The sequence below is a fragment of the Symbioplanes lichenis genome, assembly GCF_030709675.1.
Lineage (GTDB): Bacteria > Actinomycetota > Actinomycetes > Mycobacteriales > Micromonosporaceae > Actinoplanes > Actinoplanes lichenis.
In genome coordinates, this window is record NZ_JAUZQD010000002.1 from 310,465 (window position 1) to 335,569 (window position 25,105).

The following is a 25,105-nucleotide window of genomic DNA, read 5'->3' on the forward strand; positions in this document are numbered from 1 at the left end:
TCCACGTCCGGGGTTACGCTCCGTCCCCGACGTCCGGAAGGCCGCCACCTTGTCCCGTCTGCGCCGCATCACCGCCCGGGCCGCCACCGCCCTCGCCGCCCTGCTCGTGTTCCTCGCACTCGTCGTCCCTGATCAGGTGACCCGGATGCCCCCGGGAACACCCTGGTGGCCGGCGGTCGTGCGAGTGCCGATCGAGGCGATCGCGGTGCTCACGGTCCTGCTCGTCCTGCCCCGCCGGGCACGCACCGTCACCGCCACGGTGCTCGGCGCCCTGCTCGGCGTGCTCACCGTCCTGAAAATCATCGACATCGGCTTCTTCGCCGTGCTGTCCCGCGCCTTCGACCCGGTGCTCGACTGGCCACTGTTCGCCGACGGCTACCGTTTCGTGCGCGACTCGTCCGGCCCCGGCGGGCTCATCGGCGCGCTCGCCGGCGTGATCGTGCTCGCGGTGGGCGTACTCGCAGGCTCGGTCCTCGCCGTCAGGCGCCTCGCGACCGTGACCGCGCGGCACCGCACCGCCGCCCGCGCCGGCCTCGCGTCCGCCGCCGTCGCCTGGCTCCTGCTCGCCCTGGCCGGCACCTCCTTCGCCCCCGGCGTCCACGTCGCCTCCGACAGCATGGCCACCCTCACCCGCGACAGCGTCCTCAGCGTCCCCGCCGCCCTGCGCGACCGCCGCGAGTTCGACCGCGAAGTCGACGACGACGCCTACCAGACCACCCCGCCCACCTCCCTGCTCACCGCCCTGCGCGGCAAGGACGTCGTCTTCGCCGTCGTCGAGAGCTACGGCCGCTCCGCCGTGCAGGACCCCACCCTCTCCGGCCCCGTCACCACCGCGCTGTCCGCCGGCACCAAGTCACTGACGGCCGCCGGCTTCACCGCCCGCAGCGGCTTCCTCACCTCACCGACCGCCGGCGGCGGCAGCTGGCTCGCCCACTCCACCTTCCAGTCCGGCGTCTGGATCGACAACGAACAGCGCTACCGCGGCCTGGTCTCCGGCGACCGCCTCACCCTCACCGGCGCCCTCGCCAAGACCGGCGCCTGGCGCACCGTCGGCGTCGAACCCGGCGTCACCTACGCCTGGCCCGAAGGCTCCTTCTACGGCTACCAGCAGGTCTACGACTCCCACACCCTCGGCTACGCCGGCCCCGTCTTCGGCTGGGCCCCCGTACCCGACCAGTTCACCCTCAAGACCTTCACCGACCGCGAGTACGCCGTCCCCGGCCGCGGCCCCCTCGCCGCCGAGATCACCTTCGTCTCCAGCCACACCCCCTGGGCCCCCCAGCCCGTCCTCGAAGACTGGAACAAACTCGGCGACGGCTCCCTCTACACCCAGCAGCACGCCGCCGGCCGCAGCGCCACCGACGTCTGGAAAGACCCCGCCCAGGTACGCGAGGCCTACTCCCAGTCCATCGTCTACACCCTCGACAGCCTCGTCTCCTGGGTCACCACCTACGGCAACGACAACCTCGTCCTCGTCGTCTACGGCGACCACCAGCCCGCCCCGATCGTCGTCGGCGACAACGCCAGCCGCGACGTGCCCGTCAGCATCATCACCCACGACCAGTCAGTCCTCGACCGCGTCGCCGGCTGGGGCTGGACCGACGGCCTGCAACCCGCCCCGGCCGCACCCGTCTGGCCCATGAACGACTTCCGCGACAAGTTCCTGACCGCCTTCGGCCCCACCGGCACGCACCGCTGAGCCTGCTCCTTCTCCCGCTCCGGTCTTTCCGCGCCTTCTGCGCGGCCTTTCGCGGTCTCCCTCGGCCTCGGGCGTGTCGCGGTTTCCTCGGCGCCCGGGCGTGTCGCGGGCGACGCTGGCAGGATGCTCGGGGTGACCTACCAGGTGCGGCCGCTCGGGCCGGAGGACAAGCAGCAGGCATGGGACCTCGGCAGCCTCACCTTCGGCTACCACCAGCAACCCATGCCCGACGACTGGAGCGCCACCGGCCCCGGCCGCCGCCAGCACGGCGTCTTCGACCCGCACGGCCGCCTGGTCGCCAAGGCCCTCGACCGCGACCAGGCCCACTGGTTCGGCGGCCGCCTCGTCCCCGCCGCCGGCATCGCCGGCGTCGCCACCGCCCCCGACCAGCGCGGCCACGGCCACGGCCGGCGCGTCCTCACCCACCTGCTGGCCGACGCCCGCGACCGCGGCGCCGCCATCAGCACCCTGTTCGACACCACCCCCGCCCCGTACCGGGCCCTCGGCTGGGAAGAGATCGGCGCCCTCACCTACTTCCGCGCCGCCACCCGCACCCTGGCCGCCGTCCGCCCCGACCCCACCACCACCCTGCGCCCGGCCACCGAAGCCGACCTCCCCGCCGTCCACGACCTCTACCACCGCATCGCCCGCGACAGCACCGGCATGATGGACCGCACCGGCCCCACCTTCGACACCGACCCCGCCAAGCAGCTCGCCGACCACCACGGCTACACCGTCGCCACCGACGCCACCGGCACCCTCACCGGCTACGCCACCTGGGACCGCGGCCCCGGCTACGACGCCACCGGCACCCTCACCGTCGACGACCTCACCGGACTCACCGCCGCCGCCACCCGCACCCTGCTCGCCATGCTCGGCACCTGGGCCAGCGTCGCCCCGACCACCCTGCTGCGCCTCGGCCCCGCCGACCCCGCCTGGTCCCTGATCGCCCGCGCCGACGCCCACCCCCACACGAGCCAGCCCTGGATGCTGCGCATCATCGACGCCCCCGCCGCGATCGCCGCCCGCGGCTGGCCCGCCCACCTGACCGCCGAGCTCGACCTCGACCTCGTCGACGACGTCTGCGCATGGCACCACGGCCCCCACCGGCTCACCCTCACCGCCGGCACCGCCCGCCTCGACCCCGGCGGCACCGGCGCCATCCAGCTCACCCCACGCGGCCTCGCCGCCTGGTACGCCGGCGCCACCACCCCCGACCAGCTGCGCCGCGCCGGCTTCCTCACCGGCGGCAACCCCACCACCGACGCTGTCCTCCACGCCGCCACCGCCGGCCCCGCCCCGACCCTGCACGACTACTTCTGACCCACCCGCGAGCGGCTGCTCAACCACGTCTCATGTACGGCCGCTCGACAGCGTCTCTGGGGCGGCCTTACCAGCGCGGCAGAGGCGCAGATCACGACTTCGACAGAGCCGCGCTCGATGACGAGGCCCGAGCAGCCAAGGCGACCGCTCGAGCGCGGACCGCAAGTGGCCGACCGGCCGTGCGCGGACCGCGGATGGCGGCCGGCCGTGGTCGGCTACTCGAACGCCGAATCATCGGGCGCAGCCGTCGGACCGAACGCCATGTCCTCCGGTAACGGCTTGGGGGAGGGCTGCAAGGAAACGCGGCTCACCCACCACCGGCGCAGCCGTCGGGTCGAACGCCGAGTCGTCGCTCCGTGGCCGTCGGGTCGAACGCCGAGCTGTCGCGCGCGGCCGTCGGGTCGAACGTTCAGTTGTCGCGCGTGGCCGTGGGGGAGGGACGCCGCACCCGCGAGATGTCCACCGGGCGGGTGCCGTCGACGAACCGGGGCAGCTCCAGCTCCCCGCCCCGCAACGGCACCAGCGTGTCCGTCACCGCCTGCACGATCCGGTCCGTCGCCCGCATCGCCCGCGCACCCGCCGACCCCTCGAGCCCCGACAAGTCCACCGGCTCACCGAAACACACCCACACCACCGGCCGGCGCCACATCGCGCGCAGCACCGAACGCACCAGGCGGCGCGGCGAGTCGTAGGGGAGCACCGCATGGGCGCCCCACTGCGCCACCGGCACCACCGGCGCACCCGACATCGCCGCCATCCGGGCCACCCCGGTCTTGCCCCGCTCCGGCCACATCCACGGATCCAGCCCGATCCGCCCCTCCGGGTAGACCAGCACCATCGCCCCGCCCCGCAACGCCGCCCCCGCCGCCGGCAACGCCTCCGCCACCCGTGCCGTGTGCCGATCCACCCGCAGATGCCCCGCCGCCCGCATCGCCCACCCGGCCACCGGCGCATCGAACAACCCCGCCGTCGCCATGAACCGCGGCGCGATCCCCACCCGGCTGCACGCGTAGGTCATCACAATCGGATCCACCGGACTCACATGGTTGGCCGCCAGAATCACCGGCCCGCCCCGCAACCCCTCCGGCACCGACCCCGACACCCGCACCCGGCAGATCAACGGCACGATCACCCGCGACACCAGCAGCAGCCACCGCCACACCACCGGCACCCGCCACCGCGTGCTTTCCAGCGTCCCCACCAGCGTCTCCATCGGCCCGCCCGTCTCCCAGGACCCGCCATGATGACACGCCCGATCATGCCCACCGGTCCACGGCCCGGGCCGCACGGTGATCTTCACGACGCACTGTCTGCGCACGATCGGGTCGCCGGCCCGCACCGGCGGGGGAGAGCCGTCACCCGGCGTCGCGCAACTCCTGCAACCGCGCCTCGATCTCCGCCAGCTCCGCCCGCAACTTCTCCGCCTGCTGCTCCGCCTCCGCCCGCTCCGCCGCCACGATCTGCTCCACCGCCTCCTGCACCCCGGGCACGTCCACCAGCGCCACCATGCGCATCGCCTCGGCCGGCCTGATCACATAGGGCTTCGCCAGCGCCTTCGCACCCTGGTTGGCCGCCACCGTCCACTCACCGTCGGTGTAGGCGAGAGTCACCGTCAGCCCGGGCGGAGGCTTCGGCTTCGCCGTCTTGCCCGGAGCCTTGCGCGGCGCGGGCGCCACCTGCCCACCGGCCGCACCCGTCGACCCCGCCGCCCCACCCGACCCACCGGCCGAGCCCGTCGCCCCGCCGGTCGCACCCGTTGCGCCCGTCGCGCGGCCGTCGGCCGGGGCGGGCCTCGGCGGGGCAGCCTTCACAGGGGGAGGGGAGTCCAGCACGAACTCCGGCTCCACCCGGGCCGGCACCTCGGGCGCCGGGGGAGCAGCCACTTTCTTCACCCCGCCCTTCGGCGGCACCCGCAGATCGGCCGGCGCGAACGGCAACTCGTCCTTGCCGAACCGCACCACCACCCACTCGTCCGACTCGGCCGGATCCGTCAGCCCCACCACCTGCCCGATCTGACCCGCGATCTGGCCCGCCGCCTCGGTGAACATCACCCGCGGCTTGCGCCCGGCCGCCAGCTGCTCCTTGATCGCCGCCAGCTCGTCGACGCCCAGACCCCGCACCTCAGTGCCCGCCGCTGCCATCTCCACCCCTCTCGAACACGTGTTCCAACGCCGTCAGTTCTACCAGCAGGCCCCGACAAAAATGCCCCGACCCACCGGCGTCGCGCCGTTCTCATGACAGATGACACGGCCCCGGCATGACGAAGATCCTGCCGCAGACCACACCGGACAGACGAGCCGGACCCCGGGCCGCGCCTCGGTGGCCACGGCGGCGACTGGCATCTCGGCAGCAAGCGAGGAACAGCGAGGCGCAGGGAAGGAGGAGCGAGGACGGGCGCCAGCCGCGGCGCGGGCTGAGGGGCTGGCGGGCGGGGCAAATCCGACCACTTCCGTCTGGTCGATAATCTACATTATGTCAAGTAATGCGCTCAGAAGGCTCCCCGAGCACGGGAAAGGGCACGCGCCGCCGAGGAGCGACCAGAAACGAGCACGCTCAAGCCAAGATCCACCCCGAGCGCCAAGAGCCTCCAGATCGGCCCAGAGCCCCAGAACCACACAACGGCGCGGCAAGACAACGTCAGCACCCGCCGAAAGCAGGAGCCGGCGTGCAAGGCGACACGGAAAGCCGAGGAAGCACCCCGAAGACCAGTCGAGACCGGCCACGATCCCCGACCACGCACACCCCTCGCCCGACCCGGGCAAATGCTGCATAATATCCCTTATGCATGACAAAAGCGATGTCCGCGAGCTGGTCGAGGAGTTCCTGGCCGCCCGAGCGGTGCGCAAGCCGTCCGAGCACACCCTCATGGCGTACCGCAGGGATCTGCAGGCCGTGCTCACCCACCTGGACCCGGACGGCGTCGTAACGCTGAGCAACCTCTCCCCGCGCGCGCTCCGGGCGGCTTTTGCCGGTTTCGCGGCGGGCCGGGCCCCCTCCTCCGTCTCGCGCGCGTGGTCGAGCTGGAACTCGTTCTTCGGCTTCCTGGTGACCGAGGGCATCGTGGCGGGCAATCCGATGCCGGCGGTGGGCAAGCCGCGTTTCCTGCAGCCCTCCCCCAAGCCGTTGCGCGGTGAGGACACCCCTGAGCAGCTGCTCGAAGCGGTGAACCGGGCGGACGAGCGGCAGCGTGACCCGTGGCCGGAGCGCGACGTGGCGGTGCTGGCGCTGGCGTTGTGTGCGGGGCTGCGGCTGTCGGAGATGCTGGCGCTGCGGGCGGGCTCGGTGCTGGGGCGCGCCGGTGAGCGGCGGCTGGAGGTGGCGGGCAAGGGCGGGCGGCCGCGTGCGGTGCCGGTGGAGCCGGAGCTGGATGCGGTGGTGGAGCGTTACTTGCGGTCGCGGCAGGTGCGGTTCGGGCGCGTACGCCCGGATGATGCTTTGCTGGTGGATCGTCAGGGTGCTCCCCTGCGCCGGGGTGGGCTGCAGTATCTGGTGCAGTCGTGTTACCGGCGGGCGGGGGTCAACGATCGGGTGCCGCGGGGTGCGCAGTTGCATGCGTTGCGTCATACGTTTGCGACGCGGCTGGCGGAGGACGGGGCGAACGCGTCGGAGATCATGCGGTTGCTGGGGCATGCGTCGTTGTCGACGTCGCAGGGCTACATCGAGGTGACGGCGGCGCAGCAGCGCGCGGCCGTACAGGCGAACCGTACGAACCGCGCGCTGGGGAAACTGCTCTAGTTGTTGAGGAAGGCGAGCAGGGCTTCGTTGAACTCGACGGGGTGGCTGGCGTTGATGCCGTGGGGTCCGTCCTTGATGACGACGAGCTGGGCGCCGGGGATGGTGTCGGCGGTGCGTTTGCCGCTGTTCTCGAGGGGGACGACGGCGTCGCTGTCGCCGTGGATGACCAGGGTGGGGATGGTGATCTTGGCGAGGTCGCCGCGGAAGTCGGTGAGGGCGAAGGCGGCGACGCAGTCGAGGGTGCCCTTGGGGCTGGCGAGGTGGGCGAGTTCCTGGGCGTAGCGGACCTGGGAGTCGCTGACTTTCGACGACCGGCCGGCCTTGAAGAAGTTCTCGGCGAAGCCGTCGACGAAGGCGATGCGGTCGGCGGTGATGCCTTCCTGGAACTGTTTGACGGTGTCGTCGTCGAGGGCGCCGTCGGGGTTGTCGTCGCTGGAGTAGAGGTAGGGCGGGACGGCGGCGGCGAAGACGGCGCGGCTGATGCGGGTGGTGCCGTAGGTGCCGAGGTAGCGGGCGACCTCTCCCCCGCCCATGGAGAAGCCGACGAGGGTGACGCCGGTGAGGTCGAGATGCTGCAGGAGGGCGTCGAGGTCGGCGGCGAAGGTGTCGTAGTCGTAGCCGTCCCAGGGCTGGCTGCTCTGGCCGAAGCCGCGGCGGTCGTAGGTGATGACGCGTTTGCCGTCGGCGATGAGGGCGGGGACCTGGTTCTCCCAGCTGCGGCCGGAGAGGGGCCAGCCGTGGATGAGGACGACGGGGTCGCCGGTGCCGAAGTCTTCGTAGTGGAGTTCGACGTCGTTGGTCACGCTCAGGGTGGGCATGGGTGTTCCTTTCCCGGCTCTGATCAGGGGAAACGAATGTTGATCAGGGCCGGGAAAGGAATTGGTGCTCAGGCGAGGGTGAGGGTGACGTCGATGTTGCCGCGGGTGGCGTTGCTGTAGGGGCAGACGTGGTGGGCGGCGTCGAGCAGGTCGCGGGCGGTGGCTTCGTCGACGCTGGGGAGCTCGGCCTCGATGGCGACGACGAGGCCGAAGCCGCCCTGGCCGTTGTCGCCGATGCCGACGTCGACGGTGATGGCGGTGTCGGTGAGCTCGATCTTGCGGGAGCGGGCGACGGCCTTGAGGGCGCCGTGGAAGCAGGCGGCGTAGCCGGCGGCGAAGAGCTGCTCGGGGTTGGTGTGGGCGCCGCCGGGTCCGCCCATCTCCTTGGGGACGGACAGGTCGAGGTCGAGGACGCCGTCGCTGGAGCGGCTGTGTCCTGCGCGGCCGTCGCCGGTGGCGGTGGCGGAGGCGGTGTAGGCGGGCGTGATGGCCATGGTGTTCTCCTCAGGTGGTGGCGCTGGTGCGCAGTTTGCCGAGCAGGGTGTGCAGGGTGGTGAATTCGTCCGGGGTGAGGTCGAGGGTGCAGCCGAGGCGGGTGGGGAGGTCGGCGAGGCGGTCGGCGAGGAGCATGCCTTTGGGGCTGAGCTCGGTCCAGACCTTGCGCTGGTCGCTCTCGCCGCGGCCGCGCAGGGTGAGGCCGCGCTGGTCGAGGCGGCGCAGCAGGGGTGAGAGGGTGCCGCTGTCGAGGCCGAGGATCTTGCCGAGGGCGCCGACGGTGAGGGTGCCGTGCTCGGCGATGACGCGCAGGGCGAGGAACTGGGGGTAGGTGAGGTCTTCGGCGTCGAGGGCGGGCCGGTAGAGGGCGGTCATGGCCCGGGAGGCGGCGTAGAGCTCGAAGCAGATCATGCCGTCGAGGCCGGTGGTCTCACGCATGCCGAGAACAGTAGTGCCCAATTTAATTGGGCACAATTGAGTTGCGCACAATGTGGTTGCGGGCACATCTAGGATCGTGCCGTGGTGAGTTTCGTGGTGCTGCCCGTTCCGGCGATGCGGGCGATGATCGACGGTGATCTGGTGAAAGCGAGCGCGGCGGCGGGCTGCCCGCTGTCCCCCTGGCTGATGAGTGAGTCGTGGCTGTGGGCGATCCGCGCCGAGCAGGTCGAGCAGGATCCGGCGGCCGGCGAGTGGGTGGCGCGGGCGGCGGTCGAGGGCGGGCAGGTGGTCGGGCACGCGGGCTTCCATGGGCCGCCGGACGCCGAGGGGCGCGTCGAGGTGGGCTACACGACCGATCCGGCTTTCCGGCGGCGCGGGCTGGGCCGGGCGATGCTGGGCGAGCTGATCCGCCGGGCTTCCGGCGATTCCCGCGTACGCATCGTGCGCGCGAGCATCTCCCCGGACAACGCCGCCTCCCTCGCGACCGTCGCGCCGTTCGGGTTCGAGCGGGTGGGCGAGCAGTGGGACGAGGAGGACGGGCTGGAGACCCTCTACGAGTTGAGGGTGTGAGCCTGGCCGAGGTGCACGACCAGGGGCCGGTGGTCGGAGACGTCGACGGCCGGGGTGCGTACCTGCAGGACGGTGCCCAGGGCGTCGCCGCCGCGCGGGTCGGCGAGGATGTGGTCGAGCTGGGCCTTGGGCGCGGGGCTGGGATAGGTGGGGCTGGCCTTGGCCAGGGCGCGCCAGCCGGTGAAGGCGCGGACGGGTCCGACGGGCATGTTGAGGTCGCCGAGCAGCACGCGCGGGGCGGGCAGGGCGCGCAGGGCGCGGACGGCGTGGCGCAGCTGGCGCAGGTTCCAGCCGGGGACGAACGACAGGTGGGTGTTGGCGACGGTCATGGGCCCGGCCGGGGAGTCGATGACGGCGGCGATCATGACGCGGGGCTCGTCCTTGAGCAGCAGCAGCTTGCGGTCGGGGACCCAGACGGGTGAGCGGATCGGGGCGCCGGGCAGCTGGGTGATCTGCCAGCGCAGCACGGGCCAGCGGCTGACCAGGGCGATGCCGTAGAGGGGGTTGAGGTTGTCGTCCTCGGAGTGCCAGGGTTTCCAGGTCTCCCCCGGCGTGCCGACCACGGCGGCGGCGAAGCGGTGGGCGGGGGCGCCCAGGGCGTCGGCGGCGATGGCGGTCAGGTCGAGCAGGCCGCTGCGGGGCTGGGCGCGGTCGACCTCCTGCAGCCCGAGGACGTCCGCGTCGAGGTCGGCGACGGCGGCGGCGATACGCTCGGCGTGGACGACGCCGTCGGACAGCGAGCGGCCGTGCAGGAGATTGAAGGTACCCAGGCGCACGGCAATGACCTTAGCGCCGTGGGAGGAGGAGGGCTCGTGTTCAAGGCTGTGTGCTGTCTGCTGAGCGTGTTGACGATGATCGGTGCCGCGGGGATCTGGTTGCGGCGCCGGCGTGGTCTATAAAGTTCTCATGACTGAAGATGATCTCGTCGCGCGGCTCGAGGAGCAGGAGCGGCGGCTGACGTTCCGCCGGTTCGACAACGCGGACGCCTGGCATCTGGGCAGCCTGCTGGTGGATCTGGCCACGGGCCGGGACCTGGCGATCGCGGTGGACATCCGGCGGGGCCCGCAGCAGCTGTTCCACGCCGCGCTGCCGGGCAGCACCGCCGACAACGACCATTGGATCGCGCGCAAGGTGCGGGTGGTGGAGCGCTTCGCGGCGTCGTCCTACCTGGTGGGGCGGCGGCTGGCGGCCAAGGGCGAGCAGCTCGACGCGAAGTACGGCGTGGATCCGGCCGACTTCGCCGCGCACGGGGGCGCCTTCCCCGTACGCGTGGAGGGGGTGGGGGTCGTCGGCGTGGTGACCGTGTCGGGTCTCCCCCAGGCCGACGACCACGCGCTGGTCGTCGAGGCGATCGAGAGTTTTCTCAGCGAGAGCTGAGCCGCCGCCGGGCGGCAGCGAAAGCTGAACGCCCGGGCGGCGGCAAAAGGCGGCGGCAAAAGGCGGCAGCGAAAAGGCGGCTCAGCCGGCAGCCAGGCGCCGGCCGCGTTTGCCCAGCGGCACCTCGGACAGGTCGGTGGTCTGGGTGGTGAGGTTCTTGTACGCGTACCCGCGCGCCTCGAGCCACGTCACCGCGGCGGCCCGCGCGGCGGCGGTGACGGCCGGGATGCCCTCCTCGTCGGCGGCGGTCCCCGCGTAGCGGAAGGTGAAGAACGGCCGCGCCGCGATGTCGTAGGTGATGGTGCCGTGCTCGGTGAAGGCGGCGTCGGTCACCTGGTGCTTGTCGGCGTCGGCGAGCAGGGCGGTGCGCTGCTCGGCGGTGAGCGCGTCGAAGGCGCCCTTGACGGTGACTCGGATCGTGCGGCTGCTCATGTGGGCTCACGCTAGGGCCCGCGGGGGCGCCGGGGCCACCGATTTCAGGTGCGTGTGGCGTGCAGCAGCAGCCCGGGCATGGTGAGGTCGCGGGCGACGACCTCGGCGGGCTGCACCCGGGCGCCGGCCCACCACGGTGCGGCGGCACAGCGCTGCAGATATTTCGGGGTGAGTCCCCAGCCCCGGCCCGCGTCGGCGGCGACGGCCAGCACGAGCAGCAGTCCGCCGGGGACGGTCAGCTGCGGCAGCCGGGCCACGTAGTCGCGGGCCGCGGTGTCGTCCGTGCGGGCGAGGTTGTGCAGCAGCCCGCAGTCGATGACCGTGTCGAAGGCGGGCAGGTCGATGCGGGTGGCGTCGCCCACCTCGAACCGGGCGCTGAGCCCGGTGGCCTTGGCGCGGGCGGCCTCGACGGCCACGGGTGAGATGTCGATGCCGGTGACCTGGTGGCCGTGGCGGGCCAGGGCGATCGCGAGCTCGCCGGTGCCGCAGCCGAGGTCCAGGACGCGGGGTCCGCGGACGGTGTTGTCGAGCAGCGCGGCGAGGGCCGGTTGCGGGCCGCCGATCTCCCACGGCGCCTGGCCGCTGCGGTGGAGCTGGTCGAAGTCGTGGCCTGCCGCGGTCATGTGGGCCCGCCGGTGGGCAGGCTGCCGGGGCCGCGCTGGCGCAGGTAGGCCAGGACGGCTTCGCGGGTGGTGCGCACCCCGAACAGGGCGCGGGCCTCGGCGATGCGCCGGTTGGCGGTGCGCAGGGACAGGAACTCGGCGGCCGCGGCGGCGGCGATGGTGTCGCCGGCGGCGAGGCGGTCGAGCAGGGCGCGTTGCTCGGCGACCAGCGGGACGACGGGGGTGTCGCCGTCGTGCAGGGGGGTGGCCGGGGGTGCGGGCGGGGCGGTGGTGCCGGTGTGGACCGGGCCGAGCCGGCTGAGGTCGTCGACCAGGGCCCGGCCGACGGGGGTGGTGGTGTCGCAGACGGCGACGATGCCGGCGCCGCGGGCGGCGGCGAGCATGGCCAGCTGCAGGGTGTCGTGGTCGCCGATGCGCCCGTGCAGGACCAGGCGGTCGCCGGTGACGTCCCAGGCCGGGTCGGGCAGGGCGAAGCCCTCGCGCAGGGTCCAGCCGTCGCGGGCGTAGCGGCGCAGGACGGTGTCGGCGTCGGAGGTGGTGGACACGACGTGGCGGGGGGCGTCAGTCTGTCGGTTCACCGGCGATCCTCACGGTCGTCTCGGGCGGCGGGGACCTCGGCGTCTCCGGATGGGCGGGCCCGGCCCGGCGCGGCCGGGGCCGGGTCGAGCTGGGTGAGGGCCAGGGCGGCGGCCTCGGTGCGGGTGCGGGCGCCGAGCTTACGCATCCCGGCGCGGATGTGCGTGTCGACCGTCTCGGTGGAGATGCCCAGCTGCCCGGCGATGCGGCGGGTGGGTTCCCCGGCGGCGACCAGGCGCAGCACGTCGAGTTCGCGGCGGGTGAGGCTGCTGCCGGAGCGGGGGCTGCGCCGGTCGCGCTGGATGTGGTGGCGGCGCAGCCCGCGGCGGGCCCGGCCGGCCAGCACGACCAGCCCGGCGGTGTCGGCGAGCTGCTCGGCGGCCAGCAGCGCGTCGACGGCCCGCTGGGGGTCGGTGTCGAGCAGGCCGGCGGCCAGCAGGCAGCGGATGCGTTCGCGCAGGACGCTGCCGTCCCAGGTGTCGGCGGCGGCGGTGAAGCCGGTGCCGGTGGCCCAGGCGGTGACGGTGCCGGCGGCGGCCGGGGGCAGGCTCGCGGCGGCGGCGGCGGGGGCGGGTGTCCCGGCGTCGTAGGCGGCCCAGTACGAGGTGATCTCCCCGAGCCCGGCGAGCAGTCCCGCTCCGGGGGCCGGGCCGGGGTCGGCGGCCCGGTCGGGTTGCCCGTCGAGCCAGGCGGCCTCGCGGGCCACCCAGGCGGCGGCGGGATGGGTGGTGGCGCCGGCGAGCCGGGCGCGGGCGGCGGCGAGCAGCCCGGTGTCGGCCTCGGCCAGGGCGGTGGCGGCCAGGGCGTAGCCGCGGGCGTCGTCGGGCAGGGACCGGTCGCTCAGGTTGCCGCTGCGCCGCACCACGTCGTCGGGGGCGGAGGCGTGCAGCAGCTCGGCCCAGTCGGCGACGGCCAGGAAGCGGGTCTGCCAGCTGTACGCGAGGGCCTCGCCGGCGGCCGACGCGGCGGTGCGCGCCACGGCGGCGGCCTCGGCCGGGCGGGCGTCGGCGAGCAGATGTTCCACGAGCAGCCAGGCACTCCACCGCCCGGTCAGCGGGTCGGCCGCACCGGCTGCGGCGGTGAGGGCGGATTCCCAGCCGGGCACCCGGTGGGCGGCGCGGACGGCGGCGAGCGCGGCGGCCACCCCGGGTGGCGGGCTGCCGTGCCGGGCGGCGATCTTCTCCGCGGTGTCCAGGGCCAGGGCCGGGTCGGTGGCCAGGTCGGCGAGCAGCAGGATGCGGTCGCGGGCGGCGGCGACCCCGGCGGCGGCCGCGTCGGGCACCGGCCGCACGGCGTCGCGGGCCCCGGCGGGGTCGCCGGCCTGCAGCAGGGCCTCGCCGCGCAGCACGTCGGCCTCGACCCCGAGCGGTGCGGGGGTGGTGAGCACGCGGGCGGCGGCGTGGGGACGGCCGGCGGCCAGCAGCGCGTCGGCGGCGGCGAGGCGCACCCGCGGGTCCGGGCGTACGCCGGGCAGCTCGCAGGCGAACAGCAGCAGCTCGCCGCGCTCGGTGCCGCCGGCGCGGTCGGCGGCGGCCAGGGCGGCCCGGTAGGCGCCGTCGGTGTCGCCGGCGGCGGCCAGGTGCCGGGCGGCCTCGAAGCCGGTGGTCAGGGTGGCGAGGGCCTTGTGCAGCTCGAGCCGGGAGTCGCCGTCGAGCAGCCCGGCGGCGGTCTCGGCGATGTAGGCCGACACGGGCACGAGGCCGTCGCCGGCGTCGGTGACCAGCCCGGCCTCGCGCAGCACGGCGGCGCCCGCTCCGAGCAGGGCCTCGGGGGCGGGCCGGCCGAGCAGCCCGAGCGCGGCCAGGGCGGTGCGGGCGGCGCGGGGCAGGTCGGCCAGGGCGGTCGCGATCGCGTAGGCCACCTGGTCGATGTCGCCGGCGGGGGCGGCGCCGCGGCCGGTGCCGGCGTCGCGGGCCAGGGCGACCACGGCGAGGGGGTTGCCGCCGGCGCGGGCGGTGACCGCGGCCAGCTCGGCGTCGCCCAGGTGCGCCGCGGTGCGCCGGGCCAGGGCGGTCGCCTCGCCGGGGGTGAGGGCGGGCACGTCGAGCCAGGCGGTGGCGGCCGCGCGCAGCGCCTCGACGGTGGCGCCGGGAAGCCGGTGCGGGGTGCGCAGGGCGGCGACGACGCGGACGTGGGCGGCCAGGTGCGGCAGGGCGGCCAGGGTGGCCGGGTCGGCGTGCTGCAGGTCGTCGAGCACCAGCAGCCCGCCGCGCACCCGCGAGCGCACGGCCTCGGCCAGCAGCGGCACGTCGTGGGCGGGCAGGCGGGCCTTCACCGCCCGCGACAGCGCCAGGGCGGGCACGGTGGCGAGCATGGCCAGGCCGCCGCCGGCGAACACCGGCCCGGCGGCGGCGCCGGCGATCGCCTGCAGCAGCGTGCTGCGCCCGGCGCCGGGCGCGCCGGTGAGCACGACGAGCCCGGGTCGGCGCAGGTGTGCCGCTGCCAGACCGGCCAGGTCCCGCTGTGCCACACACGCCCCCATTCCGCCGCAGCCCCCAGCGGCGTCCGGCTCTGGCACGAACACGGGAGTCGCGCGAGCACCCGGGTCCGTAGTCTTCTCCCTGCGGCGGGCGATCCGGTCTGCCCGCGAACGGGAAGAGGAGCGCCCTTGTCCGGTACGACGGCCGCAGTGGACACATTCTCGCCGAATGTGTGCTCGGCTGACGAGTCATGACCGTCGGTCCCCTGACCGCCCGGGTCGCGACGCTGTGTGACGACGCCCTCGCCCGGGTCGGCCCGCAGGCCGGTGAACAGGTGCGATACGTCCATCGGCGGTTGTCGGAGCCGTTGCGGGTGGCCGTCGCGGGCCGGTTGAAAGCCGGAAAGTCGACACTCGTCAACGCGTTGATCGGGCGGCGGGTGGCCCCGACGGCCGCCGGGGAGTGCACCCGGATCGTCACGCGCTTCCGCTACGGCAGCGCCGACCGGGTCGATGTGGTGCTGCGCGACGGCACCCGCACGAGCCTGCCGCTGGGCGAGGACGGCATGCTCCCGCAACGCCTCGGCGTGCCGGGGGCCCGGATCGCGTACCTGGACGTGTCCCTGACCAGTGAGCAGCTGCGCGACCTGACCGTGGTGGACACCCCGGGCCTGTCCTCGGCCGACGAGCAGGTGTCGGCGCGCGCGTCCGCGGCGATCGCGCACAGCCCGTTCGGCAGCGACATCGACGCCGACTCCTCCGCCGAGGTCGCCGCGGCCGAGGCCGTGGTCTACGTGTTCACCCAGGCGGTGCGGGCCGACGACGTACGCGCCCTGGACGCGTTCCGGCAGTCCTCCGCCCGGCTGGCGTCCAGCCCGATCAACGCGCTCGGCGTGTTCGGCAAGGTCGACACCCTGGTCGCCGGGGCCGGCGACCCGTGGCCGGTGGCCGGGCCACTGGCCGCCGAGCAGGCGCGGCTGCTGGCCCGTACCGTGTCGGAGGTGGTCCCCGTGGTCGGCCTGCTGGCCGAGACCGCCCAGACCGGCCGCCTCACCGCCGCCGACGTCGCCGCGCTGCGCGAGCTCGCCACCCTCGACGCCGCGCAGCTGCGGGTGCTGCTCGCCTCGGTCGACCTGTTCCGCAGCCGGCCCGCCCCGGTCGGCGCCGCTCAGCGCGAACGGCTGCTGAGCCTGCTCGACCTCTACGGCATCGGCTACTGCCTGGCCCAGCTGGCCGCCGAGCCCGGCCTCAGCGGCGGCGAGCTGGTGCGCCGGCTCGTCCCGGCCGCCGGGTTCCCGCGCCTGCAGGCCACCGTGCGTGACGTGCTGCGCTGGCGCGCCGACGCGATCAAGGCCGGCTGGGCCCTGGCCCGCCTCGAACGCGTCGCCGGGCACGCCGGCGACCGCCGCGACCGCGACGAGCTGCGCGACCTGGTCGAGAAGCTGCTGCGCGAGCCCGCCTACCATCGGCTGCGGCTGCTGGAGGCCGCGCAGCGCGTGGCCACCGGCACCGTGCGCCTGCCCGAGCAGTGGGAGACCGAGCTGATGCGCCTGGCCACCTCCGACGACGCCCGCTGGATCCTGCGCCTGCCCGAGGCGGGCCCGGCCGAGCTGCACACCGCCGCCGTCGAGGCCGCCAACCGGTGGCGCGTCTACGCCGTCGCCGGCGCCGGCCCCGCCCAGTCCCGGATCGCCCAGGTCGCCCAGCGCGGCTTCCACCTGCTGGCCCAGGCGGCGGCCCGATGAACCGGCCGACACGCCAGGAGACGGCCCGATGACCGCACCCCGCGATCTGCAGAGCGCCCTGACCCGCACGGTCGACGACGTCCTGGCCTTCGTGCGCACGCACGACCCCGACGCCGGCGCCGAGCTGGCCGAGCTGCGCCGCCGCCGGCTGACCCGCCCGTCGGTCGTGGTCGTCGGCGAGACCAAACGCGGCAAGAGCAGCCTGGTCAACGCCCTGCTCGGCGTGCCTGGCCTGTCCCCGGTCGACGCCGCCGTGGCCACCGCCACCTACCTGCACTTCTCCCCCGGGCCCGCGCTCGGCGCCCGGGCGTACGTGCCGGGCGGCGGCGACCCGGTCGAGCTGGACGCGCGGCAGCTGGCCGCGTGGGCGACCGGCCGGGCGCTGCCCGCCGACGGGCGCGGCCCCCGCCGCATCGAGGTCACCCACCCCGCACCCCTGCTGCAGTACGTGACCCTGCTCGACACCCCCGGCGTCGGCGGCCTGGACCCGGCGCACACCGCCGTCGCCCTCGACGCGGTCGAGCGTGCCACGGCCCTGCTGTTCGTGGCCGACGCGTCGGCGCCGCTGTCGCAGCCCGAGCTGCAGTTCCTGGCCCGCGCCGGGGAACGCGTCGACCTGGTGGTCTTCGCCCTGAGCAAGGTCGACGCCTATCCGGGCTGGCGGCGCATCGCCGAGGACAACCGGGCCCTGCTGCGCGCCCACGCCCCCCGCTTCGCCGCCGCGCCGTGGTTCCCGGTGTCGGCCCGCCTCGCCGAGCAGGCCCTGAGCCTGCCGCCGGCCGAGCAGGCGCCCCTGGTGGAGGCGTCACACATCGCCGCCCTGCAGCACGCCCTGGTCGAGCTGGCCGGGCACGGCCACCAGCTGCAGCTGGCCAACGTGCTGCGCGCCGCCCGCGCCGAGCTGGGCCGCCTCGAGCAGGCCGCCCGCTCCCGGGTCGACGCCGCCGAGGCCGACCCGGCCGGCACCGCCCGCGCCCGCGCCGAGCGCAGCGCCCTGGCCGCCCGCAAGCGCACCGAGTCGCGGCAGTGGGCGCTGCTGCTCAACACCGAGACCCAGCGCGCCCGGGTCGAGGCCGTCGGGCAGCTGCGCACCCGCATCAGTGCCCTGCAGCAGGACTTCGCCGGGCGCATCGAGTCGCGGCGCGGCGCCGAGCTGGCCGCCCTGCCCGACGAGCTCGACACCGAGCTGCACGCCCTGGCCGTCACCGCCTCCGAGGACCTGCGCGACACGTTCCGCCAGATCGGCGAGCGGGTCCTCGCGCAGGTGTTCGACGCCGGCGAGCTCGACGGGCTGCTCACCCGGCTCAACGCCACCCTGCGGCACAGCCTGGACACCCGCGCCCCGCGCGACGGCTCCGGCGATAACATGCTCATCGCCCTGTCCGCCGGCGGGATCGCCGTCATGGCCGGGCGCGGGGTGCTGTTCGGCGCCTCGGTCGCCGGGGTGGGCGGCGCCGTGTTCGGCGGGCTGCTCATCCCCGTCGCCGGGCTCGGGCTCGGCCTGGCCGCCGGCGGCTACGTGCTCTACCGCCGCCGGGTGCAGACCGACCGGCAGCAGGCCCGCACCTGGCTGCGTGACGTGCTCGCCGAGGCCCGGGCCGCGCTGACCGACGAGATTTCCTTCCGCTTCACCGACCTGCAGTACGCCCTCGGTGTCGCCGTCGACGACGCGGTCGAGCGCCGGCTGCGCGACCTCGACGCGCACATCGCCGAGATCGACGCGGCCGCCGCCACCGACGCCGCCGGCCGGCAGAAGCGCCGCGCCGCGGCCACCGCCGAGCTGCAGCGGCTGCGCGACAAGGCCCGGCAGGCCGACGACGTCCTCACCCGGGCCCGCGCACTGGCGCCCGCGTCCGCCCCGATCCCCCAGGAGATGAGATGAGCGACGAACACGGCTGGGCGCACTTCGACCCCGACGACGGCGGCGACGACGGCTTCGCGATCCACCACGACCCGGACCCGGCCGCCGACGACCCCGGGCACCTGGAGCACGACGCGGGCTACGACGACGCCTACGAGCTGCCCGAGCACGACCTCACCCCGGTCGAGCACCACGATCCCGGCGCGTGGGAGGAGCCGGCACCCGAGCCGGAGATCCACCACGACATCGTCGACGTCACCGGCGCGCACAGCCTCGGCCCGGTCGGCGCCGACCCCGACGCCACCGCCGACCCCGACGCCGGCGAGACGGTGTTCCCGCCGCTGGTCGACGTCGGCGCGCTGCCCGAGCCCGTCGACGGCTGGCCGTGGATCGACACCGGCAGCCTCGGCACCGTCACCCCCATCGACGCCGCGCCGGCCCCGGTCGCCGCGCACGAGCTGGCCGAGTACGCCGCCGAGGAGCTGCCCCCGGCCGCCGACCCGTGGGCCGCCCTCACCCAGTCCGAGGACCCCGCCGCCGCGGCACTGGCCCGCTGGTGGCACCCCGAGGCGTGAATGGGATCATGCCGCGGTGACCGCCCCCACGCAGCCGCACAGCACCCGCCGCGAGCGCACCGGCTGGTACTTCTACGACTGGGCCTGCTCCGCCTACTCCACCACCGTGGTGACGGTGTTCCTCGGCCCGTTCCTGACCACCGTCACCGAGCAGGCCGCCGGCTGCGCGCTCGGCGCCGACGAGTGCACCGGCCGGGTCCACCCGCTGGGGCTCAGCATCGCCGCGGGCTCCTTCTTCCCGTACATGGTGTCGCTGTCGGTGCTGCTGACCGTGCTGGTGCTGCCGGTCATGGGCGCGATCGCCGACCGCACGCCCCGGCGCAAGCCGCTGCTGGCCGCCACCGCCTTCACCGGCGCCGCCGCCACCGTGGCGTTCGCGTTCGTCACCGGCGAGCGCTACCTGCTGGGCGGCATCCTGCTGGTGATCTCCAACGTGGCCCTGGGCGCGTCGGTGGTCGTCTACAACTCGTTCCTGCCCCGCCTGGCCGGCCCCGACGAACGCGACAAGGTGTCCAGCCGCGGCTGGGCCCTGGGCTACCTGGGCGGCGGGCTGCTGCTGGCGTTGAACCTTCTCGCCGTCACCCTGTTCAGCGTCGACGGCGACGACCAGCGCACCCTGGACCTGGCCCGCTGGAGCATCGTGTCGGCCGGCGTGTGGTGGGCGCTGTTCACCCTCGTCCCGCTGCGTGCCCTGCGCGAGCACCCGCCGGCCGCGCTGGAGCAGCAGCGCGGCAACGTGCTGACCGACGGGTTCCGCCAGCTCGGGCACACCCTGCGCGGGCTGCGGGCGTACCCGCTGACCTTGTTCTTCCTCGCCGCGTTCCTGGTCTACAACGACGGCATCCAGACCGTCATCAGCCTGGCCAGCCAGTACGGCACCGAGGAGCTGCACCTGGGCCAGTCGGTGCTGATCGTCACGATCCTCATCGTGCAGTTCCTCGCCTTCGCCGGCGCCCTGCTGCTCGGCGCGCTCGCCGGGCGCATCGGCGCGAAGCGGACCGTGCTGCTGGCCCTGGCCGCCTGGCTGGGCGTCATCCTCGCCGCGTTCTGGCTGCCCGAGCGGGCCGCGCTGCCCTTCATGGCCCTGGGCGCCGCGATCGGGCTGGTCATGGGCGGCAGCCAGGCGCTGAGCCGCTCCATGTACGCGCAGCTGATCCCGGCCGGGCGTGAGGGCGAGTACTACGGCTTCTACGAGATCAGCGACAAGGGCACCAGCTGGCTCGGCCCGCTGGCGTTCGGCCTGGTGTACCAGCTGACCAACAGCTACCGCATCGGGCTCGTGTCGCTGGTGGTGTTCTTCGTCGCCGGTGGCATCCTGCTGGCAGCGGTCCCGCTGCGCCGGGCGATCGTGGCCGCCGGGAACACCCCGCCCACGCTGACCTGACGGGACCTGCCATGGACATCAGCATCGACGCCGGTTCGGCCGTGCCCCCGTACGAGCAGGTCCGCCTGCGCATCGCCGAACTCGCCGCCACCGGGCACCTGGCCGCGGGCAGCCGCCTGCCGCCGGTGCGCCGGCTCGCCGCCACGCTCGGGCTGGCTGTCAACACGGTCGCCCGCGCCTACCGCGAGCTCGAGCAGGCCGGCCTGGTCGAGACCCACGGCCGCGCGGGCACGGTGGTCACCGCCGCTGCCGCCGGGGTCCCGGCCGCGGCCCGCACCGCCGCCGACGAGTACGCCCGGAGCACCCGAGCCCTCGGCCTGACCCCCGACGCCGCCCTCGACCTGGTCCGCGCCGCCCTCGACCGGAGCTGAAACGGCTCAGCAGCCCTGCCGGATGCGGCAGACGGTCTGGTCGGTGCGGTGCTCGAACCGCTCGGTGTTGTGGTGCGCCCACAGCAGCAGGAGCACGAGCAGCGGGCCCAGCGTTCCGTACGTCACGATGCGCTTGATCATCCCCGGATTATGCGCTCGCGCCCGGGCGTCGCGGGCCGCAATACTGCCGGCCATGACCGCGTACGAGGATCAGGACGACCTCGACCCCATGCGGGGCCGCTGACATGCTCACCGACCTGTGGCCGCTGTTCGGCCTGACCGTCACCACCGAGCGGCTGCAGTTGCGGCTGCCCCGCGAGCAGGAGCTGGCCGCGCTCGCCGAGCTGGCCGGCGCCGGCGTGCACCACCCGCACGAACGCCCGTTCCTGACCCCGTGGACCGACGGCACCCCCGCCGACCGGGCCCGCGCGGTGCTGCAAGGCCACTGGCACGCCCTGGCCTCGTGGCGTGCGGACGCGTGGGGGCTGCGGCTGGGGGTGTTCCACGACGATCAGCCGCTGGGCCTGGTCAACCTGGGCGCCCGCGACTTCGCCGTGGTGCGCGAGGTGACGACGTGGTCGTGGCTCGGCCTGGCGTACCAGGGGAAGGGTTTCGGCACCGAGGCCCGCGCCGGGCTGCTCACCCTGGCCTTCGACCACCTCGGCGCCACCGCGGCCCGTTCCGAGGTCTTCCGCGACAACCACGCCTCGCAGGCCGTGTCGCGCAAACTCGGCTATGAGCGTGATGGCATCTCCGTCGACGCCCGCCAGGGCGAGGCGCTGGTCTCCGACCGGCTGCGCCTGACCGCCGCCGGGTGGCGGTCCCGTCCCCGCCCCGCCGCGGCCGTCACCGGCCTGGACGCGTGCCGGTCGTGGTTCATCCCGTGATCGCGCGCGCCCAGGGCAGCACGAGGCGTTCGACCGCGGCGATCAGGTAGAACAAGGCGACGCTGAGCAGCGCCAGCAGCACGATCGCCGCGAACGCGAGGGGCGTGTCGGCCGAGGTGCTGGACAGGGCGATCACCGAGCCCAGGCCCACGTCCGGATTGTTGATCTCGGCGACGACCGCGCCGATGACCGACAGGGACACCGCGACTTTCAGGCCGACGAAGATCTGGGGCAGGGCCCAGGGCAGGCGCACCCGCACGTACGTCTGCCAGCGTGACGCCGCGAGCGAGCGCGACAGTTCGGTCAGTTCGACCGGGGTGGCGGTGAGCCCGGCGGCGGAGGCGAGCACGACGGGGAAGAACGAGATCAGCACCACCAGGACGATCTTGGGCTGGGCGCCGAAGCCGAGCCAGACCACCAGCAGCGGGGCGATGGCGACCTTGGGTACGGCGTTGAGGGCGACCAGCAGCGGCAGCAGGGCCCGTTCGACGGCTCGCCACGTGGTGAGCGTGACGGCGAGCAGGATCCCGGCGACGGCGGCGATCGCGAACCCGGCCACCGTCTCGAGCAGGGTCCAGCCCAGCGAGGTCGTCAGGTAGCCGGGCTCGCGCCGGTAGGCGGCGACGATGTCCGGTGGTGAGGGCAGGAAGAACGCCCGGATGCTCAGCGCCTCGGTGGCCCCCCACCAGACGGCGACCACGGCCACGGCGGCCAAAGCCGGGGAGAGCAGGTCCGCCCATCGGGTGCCGGCCGCCTCGGGGGCCGCCACCCGGTCCCGTTCGACGGGCGGGTCCTTGAGGGTGGTCATGGCCGCCGGCCGAGCACCGAGTGCACGACGTGCCCGCGCACGACCACGCGCGGGTCGTGCATGAGGGCGGCGACCCGGTCGAGGTCGGCGTCGCCGAGCCCGGCGGCGCGCAGCCCGGCCCGCTGCTGGGCGATGTTGACCGCGTTGAGCAGCGCCCCGGCCGTGCCGCCGGGCCACGACCGGGCGTGCACCAGCGTGTCGACCCCGGTGAGCCCGGCCTCGAGCATCGCGGCGTGCACGCGCAGCGCCCAGTACGGGTCGTTGCCCAGCGCCGGCAGCACGGTGTCGATCAGCGCGGCGTAGTAGCGGTCGTAGGCCTGCTTGTCGGCCACAGTGGGCGCGGCGAGGACGGCGTCGCGGTAGCTGCCGGTGGCGAACTCCTCCAGCAGCAGCACCCCGCCGGGGGCCAGGGCGGCGGCGAGCCGGGGCAGGATCTCCTCACGCTGCGGCAGGTGGGTGAGCAGGAACCGGGCGTGCACGAGGTCCCAGCCGCCGCCGGGCAGCGCCTCGGTGACCAGGTCGTGGCGCAGCACCCGGTAGCCGGCGTCGCCGCGCAGGTGCCGCACGTTGAGGTCGGTGGCCAGCACGGCGGCGCCGCGGGCGGCCAGCCACGCGGCGATGCTGCCGCCGCCGGCGCCCAGCTCGAGGCAGCGCCGCCCGCTCAGGTCGCCCAGCGCGGCCAGCCGGGCGGTGGTCACCTCGTCGAACATGTCCGCCAGGTGCCGGTGCCGGTCGGTGGCCTCCGGGTCGTCGTTGTCGAACGCGTAGGTGCCCGGCGCCGCGCTCATGCGCCCGGCGCCAGGCTGAAGTCGGCGACCTGCTCGGCGGTCAGCCCGGCGGGGAACAGCCCGCCCTGCACCAGGACCTCGATGGTGCGGGTGACGCGCTGCTTGTCCATCGCGCCGAGCGGCTGCCCGGCCGGCGGGGTCGTGTAGGGGGCCATGAGGGTCACCTCGCCCTTGGCGGCGGCGACGGCGGAGGCCGGGTTGCGCCGGTGCACCAGCTCGGCGGCCTCGTCGGGGTGCGCGGTGGCGTACTCCAGGCCCTTGAGGGCGGCGTCGCGGAACCGCTTGACCAGCTCCGGTTCCTGCGCGGCGCGCTGGGCGGTGGTGATCAGCGCGTTGCCGTAGAGGTCGGGCAGCAGGTCGCCGTAGGGCAGGACGGTCATGGGCTTGCCGGCGGCCTTCTCGATGCCGGGGCGCCCGATGAGGAACGTGCTGAGCGCGTCCACCCGCCCGGCGGCCAGCAGCGCCGGGACCTGCGGGGGTGCGGCGTTGACCCAGCTCACGGTCTTCGGGTCGAGGCCGGCGGCTTTCGCGTACGCGGGGAAGAGCAGCTGGTTGACCGACCCGGTGGCCGCGCCGAGCGTCTTGCCGGCGAGGTCCTTCGGCGTGCGGATCGGCCCGCCCTGCGGAGCGATGATCGACACCAGGGTGCGCTGGTGCAGGATCGCGAAGGCCCGGAAGTCGCGGTACTTGTCCTGCCCGGCCAGGATGATCCCGCCGACCAGGTCGAGGTCGATGAAGTCGGCCTGCCCGGCGGCGAGGGTCTTGAGGTTCTCCCCGGTGGCGGCGCCGAGCTTGATGTCGACGTCGAGTCCCGCGTCGGCGAAGTAGCCCTTCTCCTGGGCGATCCAGGCGAAGGCGTCGCGCCCGGCGGCACCGAACGCGGTCAGGTAGGTGATCTTCGTGGCGCCGCCGGCCGATGCCGCGGTGCCGGGGTCGTCGTCGGTGTCGCCGCAGGCGCTCACGCTCAGCGCGAGGACGAGGATCAGCAGGAAGGTGCGTGCCCGGCCCATGAGGGCCTCCCGTGCGAGTCGGCAAGATCCAGACATCGAAGTCTACCGATCAAACGCCCACTGTGGAGTCCCGTATCCGACACGGCCCCCGGCGCGCCGCACGCCTTCCTCAGCCTGCCCGGGCTGGTTGCTGCTCAGGCGAGGGCCTCGCGGGCCCAGCGGGCGACCACGGCCAGCACCGGCGCCCGCCCGGCGAAGGTCGCCGCGAGATCGCGGCTGTCGTAGGCGCCGCGGCGCGGGGCCAGGCTCGCGGCGCGCAGCATCCGCGGGGCCAGCCACGTGTACTTGGCGGCGCCGGTCAGCTTGACCGCCCGGACCACGGTGCCGGCGTCGACCGTGCCGCCCAGCCCGCGCCGGTACTCGCGCACCACCGTATCGAGGACGTCGTCGAGCAGGCCGATGTCGACCAGCCCGTCGAAGAACGTGTCCAGCGCCAGGTTGGCGACGTCCTCGCCGAGGGCGCCGGGCCCGCAGAACGCCCAGTCCAGCAGCACCGGCCCGCGCGCGGCGCCGATGAGGTTCATGGGCCACAGGTCGTGGTGGCACAGGGTGCGGGGCAGCGTGTCGGCGGCGGCCAGCAGCGCGGTCCGGCTTTCCCAGAGGGTACGCAGCCCCGCACGCAACGGCTCCGGCCACGCGGCCACGGCGACCGGATGCTCCCAGTCCGGCGTCGTCGCGACGCCCTGCGCGCTCGTGTAGTCGCGCAGCCAGTCCCGGGCCAGCCAGGGGTGCCCGGGCGGGCGGCCGAGCCAGCGGGCGTGAGCGAGCCCGGTGCGGTACGCGATGTCGCCCAGCCCGGCCACCCCGAGTGCCGTACCCGGGGTGCCGGTCACGTCCTCCAGCCACAGCGCGACGGTCCCGTCAGCGCGCTCCTCGACCTCCAGCAGGGCCGGGGCGTGGATCCCGGCGCCGGCCCAGGCGGATCCGGCCAGGCCGGTCTCGTACGCGTACCGCTCGCGCAGCCAGTAGTTCCAGTGCCCGGGCTCGACCGACGCCTGGAAGTGCGCGGGTGCCCCGGTGCGGCCCGGGGTGAGCACCTTGAGCACCGCGCTGCCCCCGCCCGGCCCGGTGGTGCGCCAGATCCCGCCGGTGACCCCGTTCGACGTGTTGTGCACCAGCTGTTCGCCCACGGCCGGTGATCGTAGCGGCTAAGCGCCGGGGCGATCGCGGC

Annotated in this window: 26 protein-coding genes; 11 read left to right on the top strand and 15 right to left on the bottom strand. The window is 74.5% G+C overall.

All coding sequences use genetic code 11. From position 1 onward, the window contains the following. Positions 1–49 precede the first annotated feature (49 nt). Both RAN62_RS05315 and RAN62_RS05320 read left to right on the top strand, forming a co-directional pair. Positions 50–1,699, top strand: a complete 1,650-nt coding sequence (locus tag RAN62_RS05315) for an LTA synthase family protein (RefSeq protein ID WP_305783326.1) — start codon at positions 50–52, stop codon at positions 1,697–1,699. Between the two features lie 132 nt (positions 1,700–1,831). Next, a complete protein-coding gene (locus RAN62_RS05320; RefSeq protein WP_305783327.1) occupies positions 1,832–3,022 on the top strand; it encodes a GNAT family N-acetyltransferase in 1,191 nt (396 codons plus the stop codon). Positions 3,023–3,431: 409 nt separating this feature from the next. On the opposite strand, the gene RAN62_RS05325 is transcribed toward RAN62_RS05320, so the two are convergent. Continuing rightward, positions 3,432–4,235, bottom strand: a complete 804-nt coding sequence (locus RAN62_RS05325; RefSeq protein WP_305783703.1) for a lysophospholipid acyltransferase family protein — start codon at positions 4,233–4,235, stop codon at positions 3,432–3,434. 142 nt (positions 4,236–4,377) lie between these two features. After that, entirely contained in the window at positions 4,378–5,163 is a 786-nt protein-coding gene (locus tag RAN62_RS05330) for a hypothetical protein (RefSeq protein WP_305783328.1), read from the bottom strand. Between the two features lie 640 nt (positions 5,164–5,803). Here RAN62_RS05330 and RAN62_RS05335 point away from each other — a divergent pair. After that, complete coding sequence (locus RAN62_RS05335; RefSeq protein ID WP_305783329.1) at positions 5,804–6,757, top strand: tyrosine-type recombinase/integrase; 954 nt, start codon at positions 5,804–5,806, stop codon at positions 6,755–6,757. On the opposite strand, the gene RAN62_RS05340 is transcribed toward RAN62_RS05335, so the two are convergent. The 3 genes from RAN62_RS05340 to RAN62_RS05350 all read right to left on the bottom strand — a co-directional run bounded on the left by RAN62_RS05340 (position 6,754) and on the right by RAN62_RS05350 (position 8,508). Then, positions 6,754–7,575 carry an alpha/beta fold hydrolase gene (locus tag RAN62_RS05340; RefSeq protein WP_305783330.1) on the bottom strand — a complete coding sequence of 274 codons (822 nt, stop codon included), beginning with the start codon at positions 7,573–7,575 and terminating at the stop codon, positions 6,754–6,756. The two genes, RAN62_RS05335 and RAN62_RS05340, sit on opposite strands and share 4 nt — an antisense overlap. A 68-nt stretch (positions 7,576–7,643) precedes the next feature. Further along, positions 7,644–8,063 carry an organic hydroperoxide resistance protein gene (locus RAN62_RS05345; RefSeq protein WP_305783704.1) on the bottom strand — a complete coding sequence of 140 codons (420 nt, stop codon included), beginning with the start codon at positions 8,061–8,063 and terminating at the stop codon, positions 7,644–7,646. 16 nt (positions 8,064–8,079) lie between these two features. After that, on the bottom strand, positions 8,080–8,508 hold the full coding sequence (locus RAN62_RS05350; RefSeq protein WP_305783331.1) for a MarR family winged helix-turn-helix transcriptional regulator: 429 nt from the start codon (positions 8,506–8,508) through the stop codon (positions 8,080–8,082). Between the two features lie 81 nt (positions 8,509–8,589). Here RAN62_RS05350 and RAN62_RS05355 point away from each other — a divergent pair, with 81 nt between their 5' ends. Then, positions 8,590–9,078, top strand: coding sequence for a GNAT family N-acetyltransferase (locus RAN62_RS05355; RefSeq protein ID WP_305783332.1), 489 nt, complete (start codon positions 8,590–8,592; stop codon positions 9,076–9,078). Here RAN62_RS05355 and RAN62_RS05360 read toward each other — a convergent pair. After that, the gene (locus tag RAN62_RS05360; RefSeq protein ID WP_305783333.1) at positions 9,060–9,854 is read right to left on the bottom strand and encodes an endonuclease/exonuclease/phosphatase family protein; all 795 of its coding nucleotides are present in this window, start codon (positions 9,852–9,854) and stop codon (positions 9,060–9,062) included. The two genes, RAN62_RS05355 and RAN62_RS05360, sit on opposite strands and share 19 nt — an antisense overlap. Before the next feature lie 130 nt (positions 9,855–9,984). Between RAN62_RS05360 and RAN62_RS05365 the strand changes: the two genes are divergently transcribed. Next, a complete protein-coding gene (locus RAN62_RS05365) occupies positions 9,985–10,455 on the top strand; it encodes a heme-degrading domain-containing protein (protein WP_305783334.1) in 471 nt (156 codons plus the stop codon). 81 nt (positions 10,456–10,536) lie between these two features. On the opposite strand, the gene RAN62_RS05370 is transcribed toward RAN62_RS05365, so the two are convergent. Genes RAN62_RS05370 through RAN62_RS05385 form a run of 4 tightly spaced genes read right to left on the bottom strand, consistent with a single transcriptional unit; the run spans position 10,537 to position 14,556 of the window. Beyond that, entirely contained in the window at positions 10,537–10,887 is a 351-nt protein-coding gene (locus RAN62_RS05370) for a DUF6204 family protein (protein WP_305783335.1), read from the bottom strand. Between the two features lie 44 nt (positions 10,888–10,931). Next, positions 10,932–11,510, bottom strand: a complete 579-nt coding sequence (locus RAN62_RS05375; RefSeq protein WP_305783336.1) for a class I SAM-dependent methyltransferase — start codon at positions 11,508–11,510, stop codon at positions 10,932–10,934. Further along, the gene (locus RAN62_RS05380; protein ID WP_305783337.1) at positions 11,507–12,088 is read right to left on the bottom strand and encodes a LuxR family transcriptional regulator; all 582 of its coding nucleotides are present in this window, start codon (positions 12,086–12,088) and stop codon (positions 11,507–11,509) included. The genes RAN62_RS05375 and RAN62_RS05380 overlap by 4 nt, the downstream gene beginning before the upstream one ends. Then, positions 12,085–14,556 carry a LuxR C-terminal-related transcriptional regulator gene (locus tag RAN62_RS05385; RefSeq protein ID WP_305783338.1) on the bottom strand — a complete coding sequence of 824 codons (2,472 nt, stop codon included), beginning with the start codon at positions 14,554–14,556 and terminating at the stop codon, positions 12,085–12,087. The genes RAN62_RS05380 and RAN62_RS05385 overlap by 4 nt, the downstream gene beginning before the upstream one ends. 200 nt (positions 14,557–14,756) lie before the next feature. Here RAN62_RS05385 and RAN62_RS05390 point away from each other — a divergent pair, with 200 nt between their 5' ends. The 5 genes from RAN62_RS05390 to RAN62_RS05410 are packed head-to-tail and all read left to right on the top strand — an operon-like array spanning position 14,757 to position 20,441. Next, positions 14,757–16,250, top strand: coding sequence for a dynamin family protein (locus RAN62_RS05390; RefSeq protein WP_305783339.1), 1,494 nt, complete (start codon positions 14,757–14,759; stop codon positions 16,248–16,250). Positions 16,251–16,278: 28 nt separating this feature from the next. Then, positions 16,279–18,132, top strand: a complete 1,854-nt coding sequence (locus RAN62_RS05395) for a dynamin family protein (RefSeq protein WP_305783340.1) — start codon at positions 16,279–16,281, stop codon at positions 18,130–18,132. Next, a complete protein-coding gene (locus RAN62_RS05400) occupies positions 18,129–18,686 on the top strand; it encodes a hypothetical protein (protein ID WP_305783341.1) in 558 nt (185 codons plus the stop codon). Before RAN62_RS05395 ends, RAN62_RS05400 begins: the two co-directional genes overlap by 4 nt. 16 nt (positions 18,687–18,702) lie before the next feature. After that, positions 18,703–20,070, top strand: a complete 1,368-nt coding sequence (locus RAN62_RS05405; RefSeq protein WP_305783342.1) for an MFS transporter — start codon at positions 18,703–18,705, stop codon at positions 20,068–20,070. 11 nt (positions 20,071–20,081) lie between these two features. Beyond that, on the top strand, positions 20,082–20,441 hold the full coding sequence (locus RAN62_RS05410; protein ID WP_305783343.1) for a GntR family transcriptional regulator: 360 nt from the start codon (positions 20,082–20,084) through the stop codon (positions 20,439–20,441). A 6-nt stretch (positions 20,442–20,447) separates the two neighbouring features. Here the strand turns inward: RAN62_RS05410 and RAN62_RS05415 are convergent, their stop codons facing one another. Beyond that, complete coding sequence (locus RAN62_RS05415; RefSeq protein WP_305783344.1) at positions 20,448–20,582, bottom strand: hypothetical protein; 135 nt, start codon at positions 20,580–20,582, stop codon at positions 20,448–20,450. A 104-nt stretch (positions 20,583–20,686) separates the two neighbouring features. Here RAN62_RS05415 and RAN62_RS05420 point away from each other — a divergent pair, with 104 nt between their 5' ends. After that, positions 20,687–21,328: a GNAT family N-acetyltransferase gene (locus RAN62_RS05420; protein WP_305783345.1), complete on the top strand. Its 642-nt coding sequence runs from the start codon at positions 20,687–20,689 to the stop codon at positions 21,326–21,328. Here RAN62_RS05420 and RAN62_RS05425 read toward each other — a convergent pair. From RAN62_RS05425 to RAN62_RS05440, 4 genes are all read right to left on the bottom strand, one after another. Further along, positions 21,318–22,136 (bottom strand): ABC transporter permease, encoded by an 819-nt coding sequence (locus tag RAN62_RS05425; protein WP_305783346.1) that lies wholly within the window; start codon positions 22,134–22,136, stop codon positions 21,318–21,320. The genes RAN62_RS05420 and RAN62_RS05425 overlap by 11 nt on opposite strands. Beyond that, positions 22,133–22,924 (bottom strand): class I SAM-dependent methyltransferase, encoded by a 792-nt coding sequence (locus RAN62_RS05430; protein ID WP_305783347.1) that lies wholly within the window; start codon positions 22,922–22,924, stop codon positions 22,133–22,135. Before RAN62_RS05430 ends, RAN62_RS05425 begins: the two co-directional genes overlap by 4 nt. Continuing rightward, entirely contained in the window at positions 22,921–23,934 is a 1,014-nt protein-coding gene (locus tag RAN62_RS05435) for an ABC transporter substrate-binding protein (RefSeq protein ID WP_305783348.1), read from the bottom strand. The genes RAN62_RS05430 and RAN62_RS05435 overlap by 4 nt, the downstream gene beginning before the upstream one ends. Positions 23,935–24,068: 134 nt before the next feature. Beyond that, a complete protein-coding gene (locus RAN62_RS05440; protein ID WP_305783349.1) occupies positions 24,069–25,064 on the bottom strand; it encodes a phosphotransferase in 996 nt (331 codons plus the stop codon). Between the last annotated feature and the right edge of the window lie 41 nt (positions 25,065–25,105).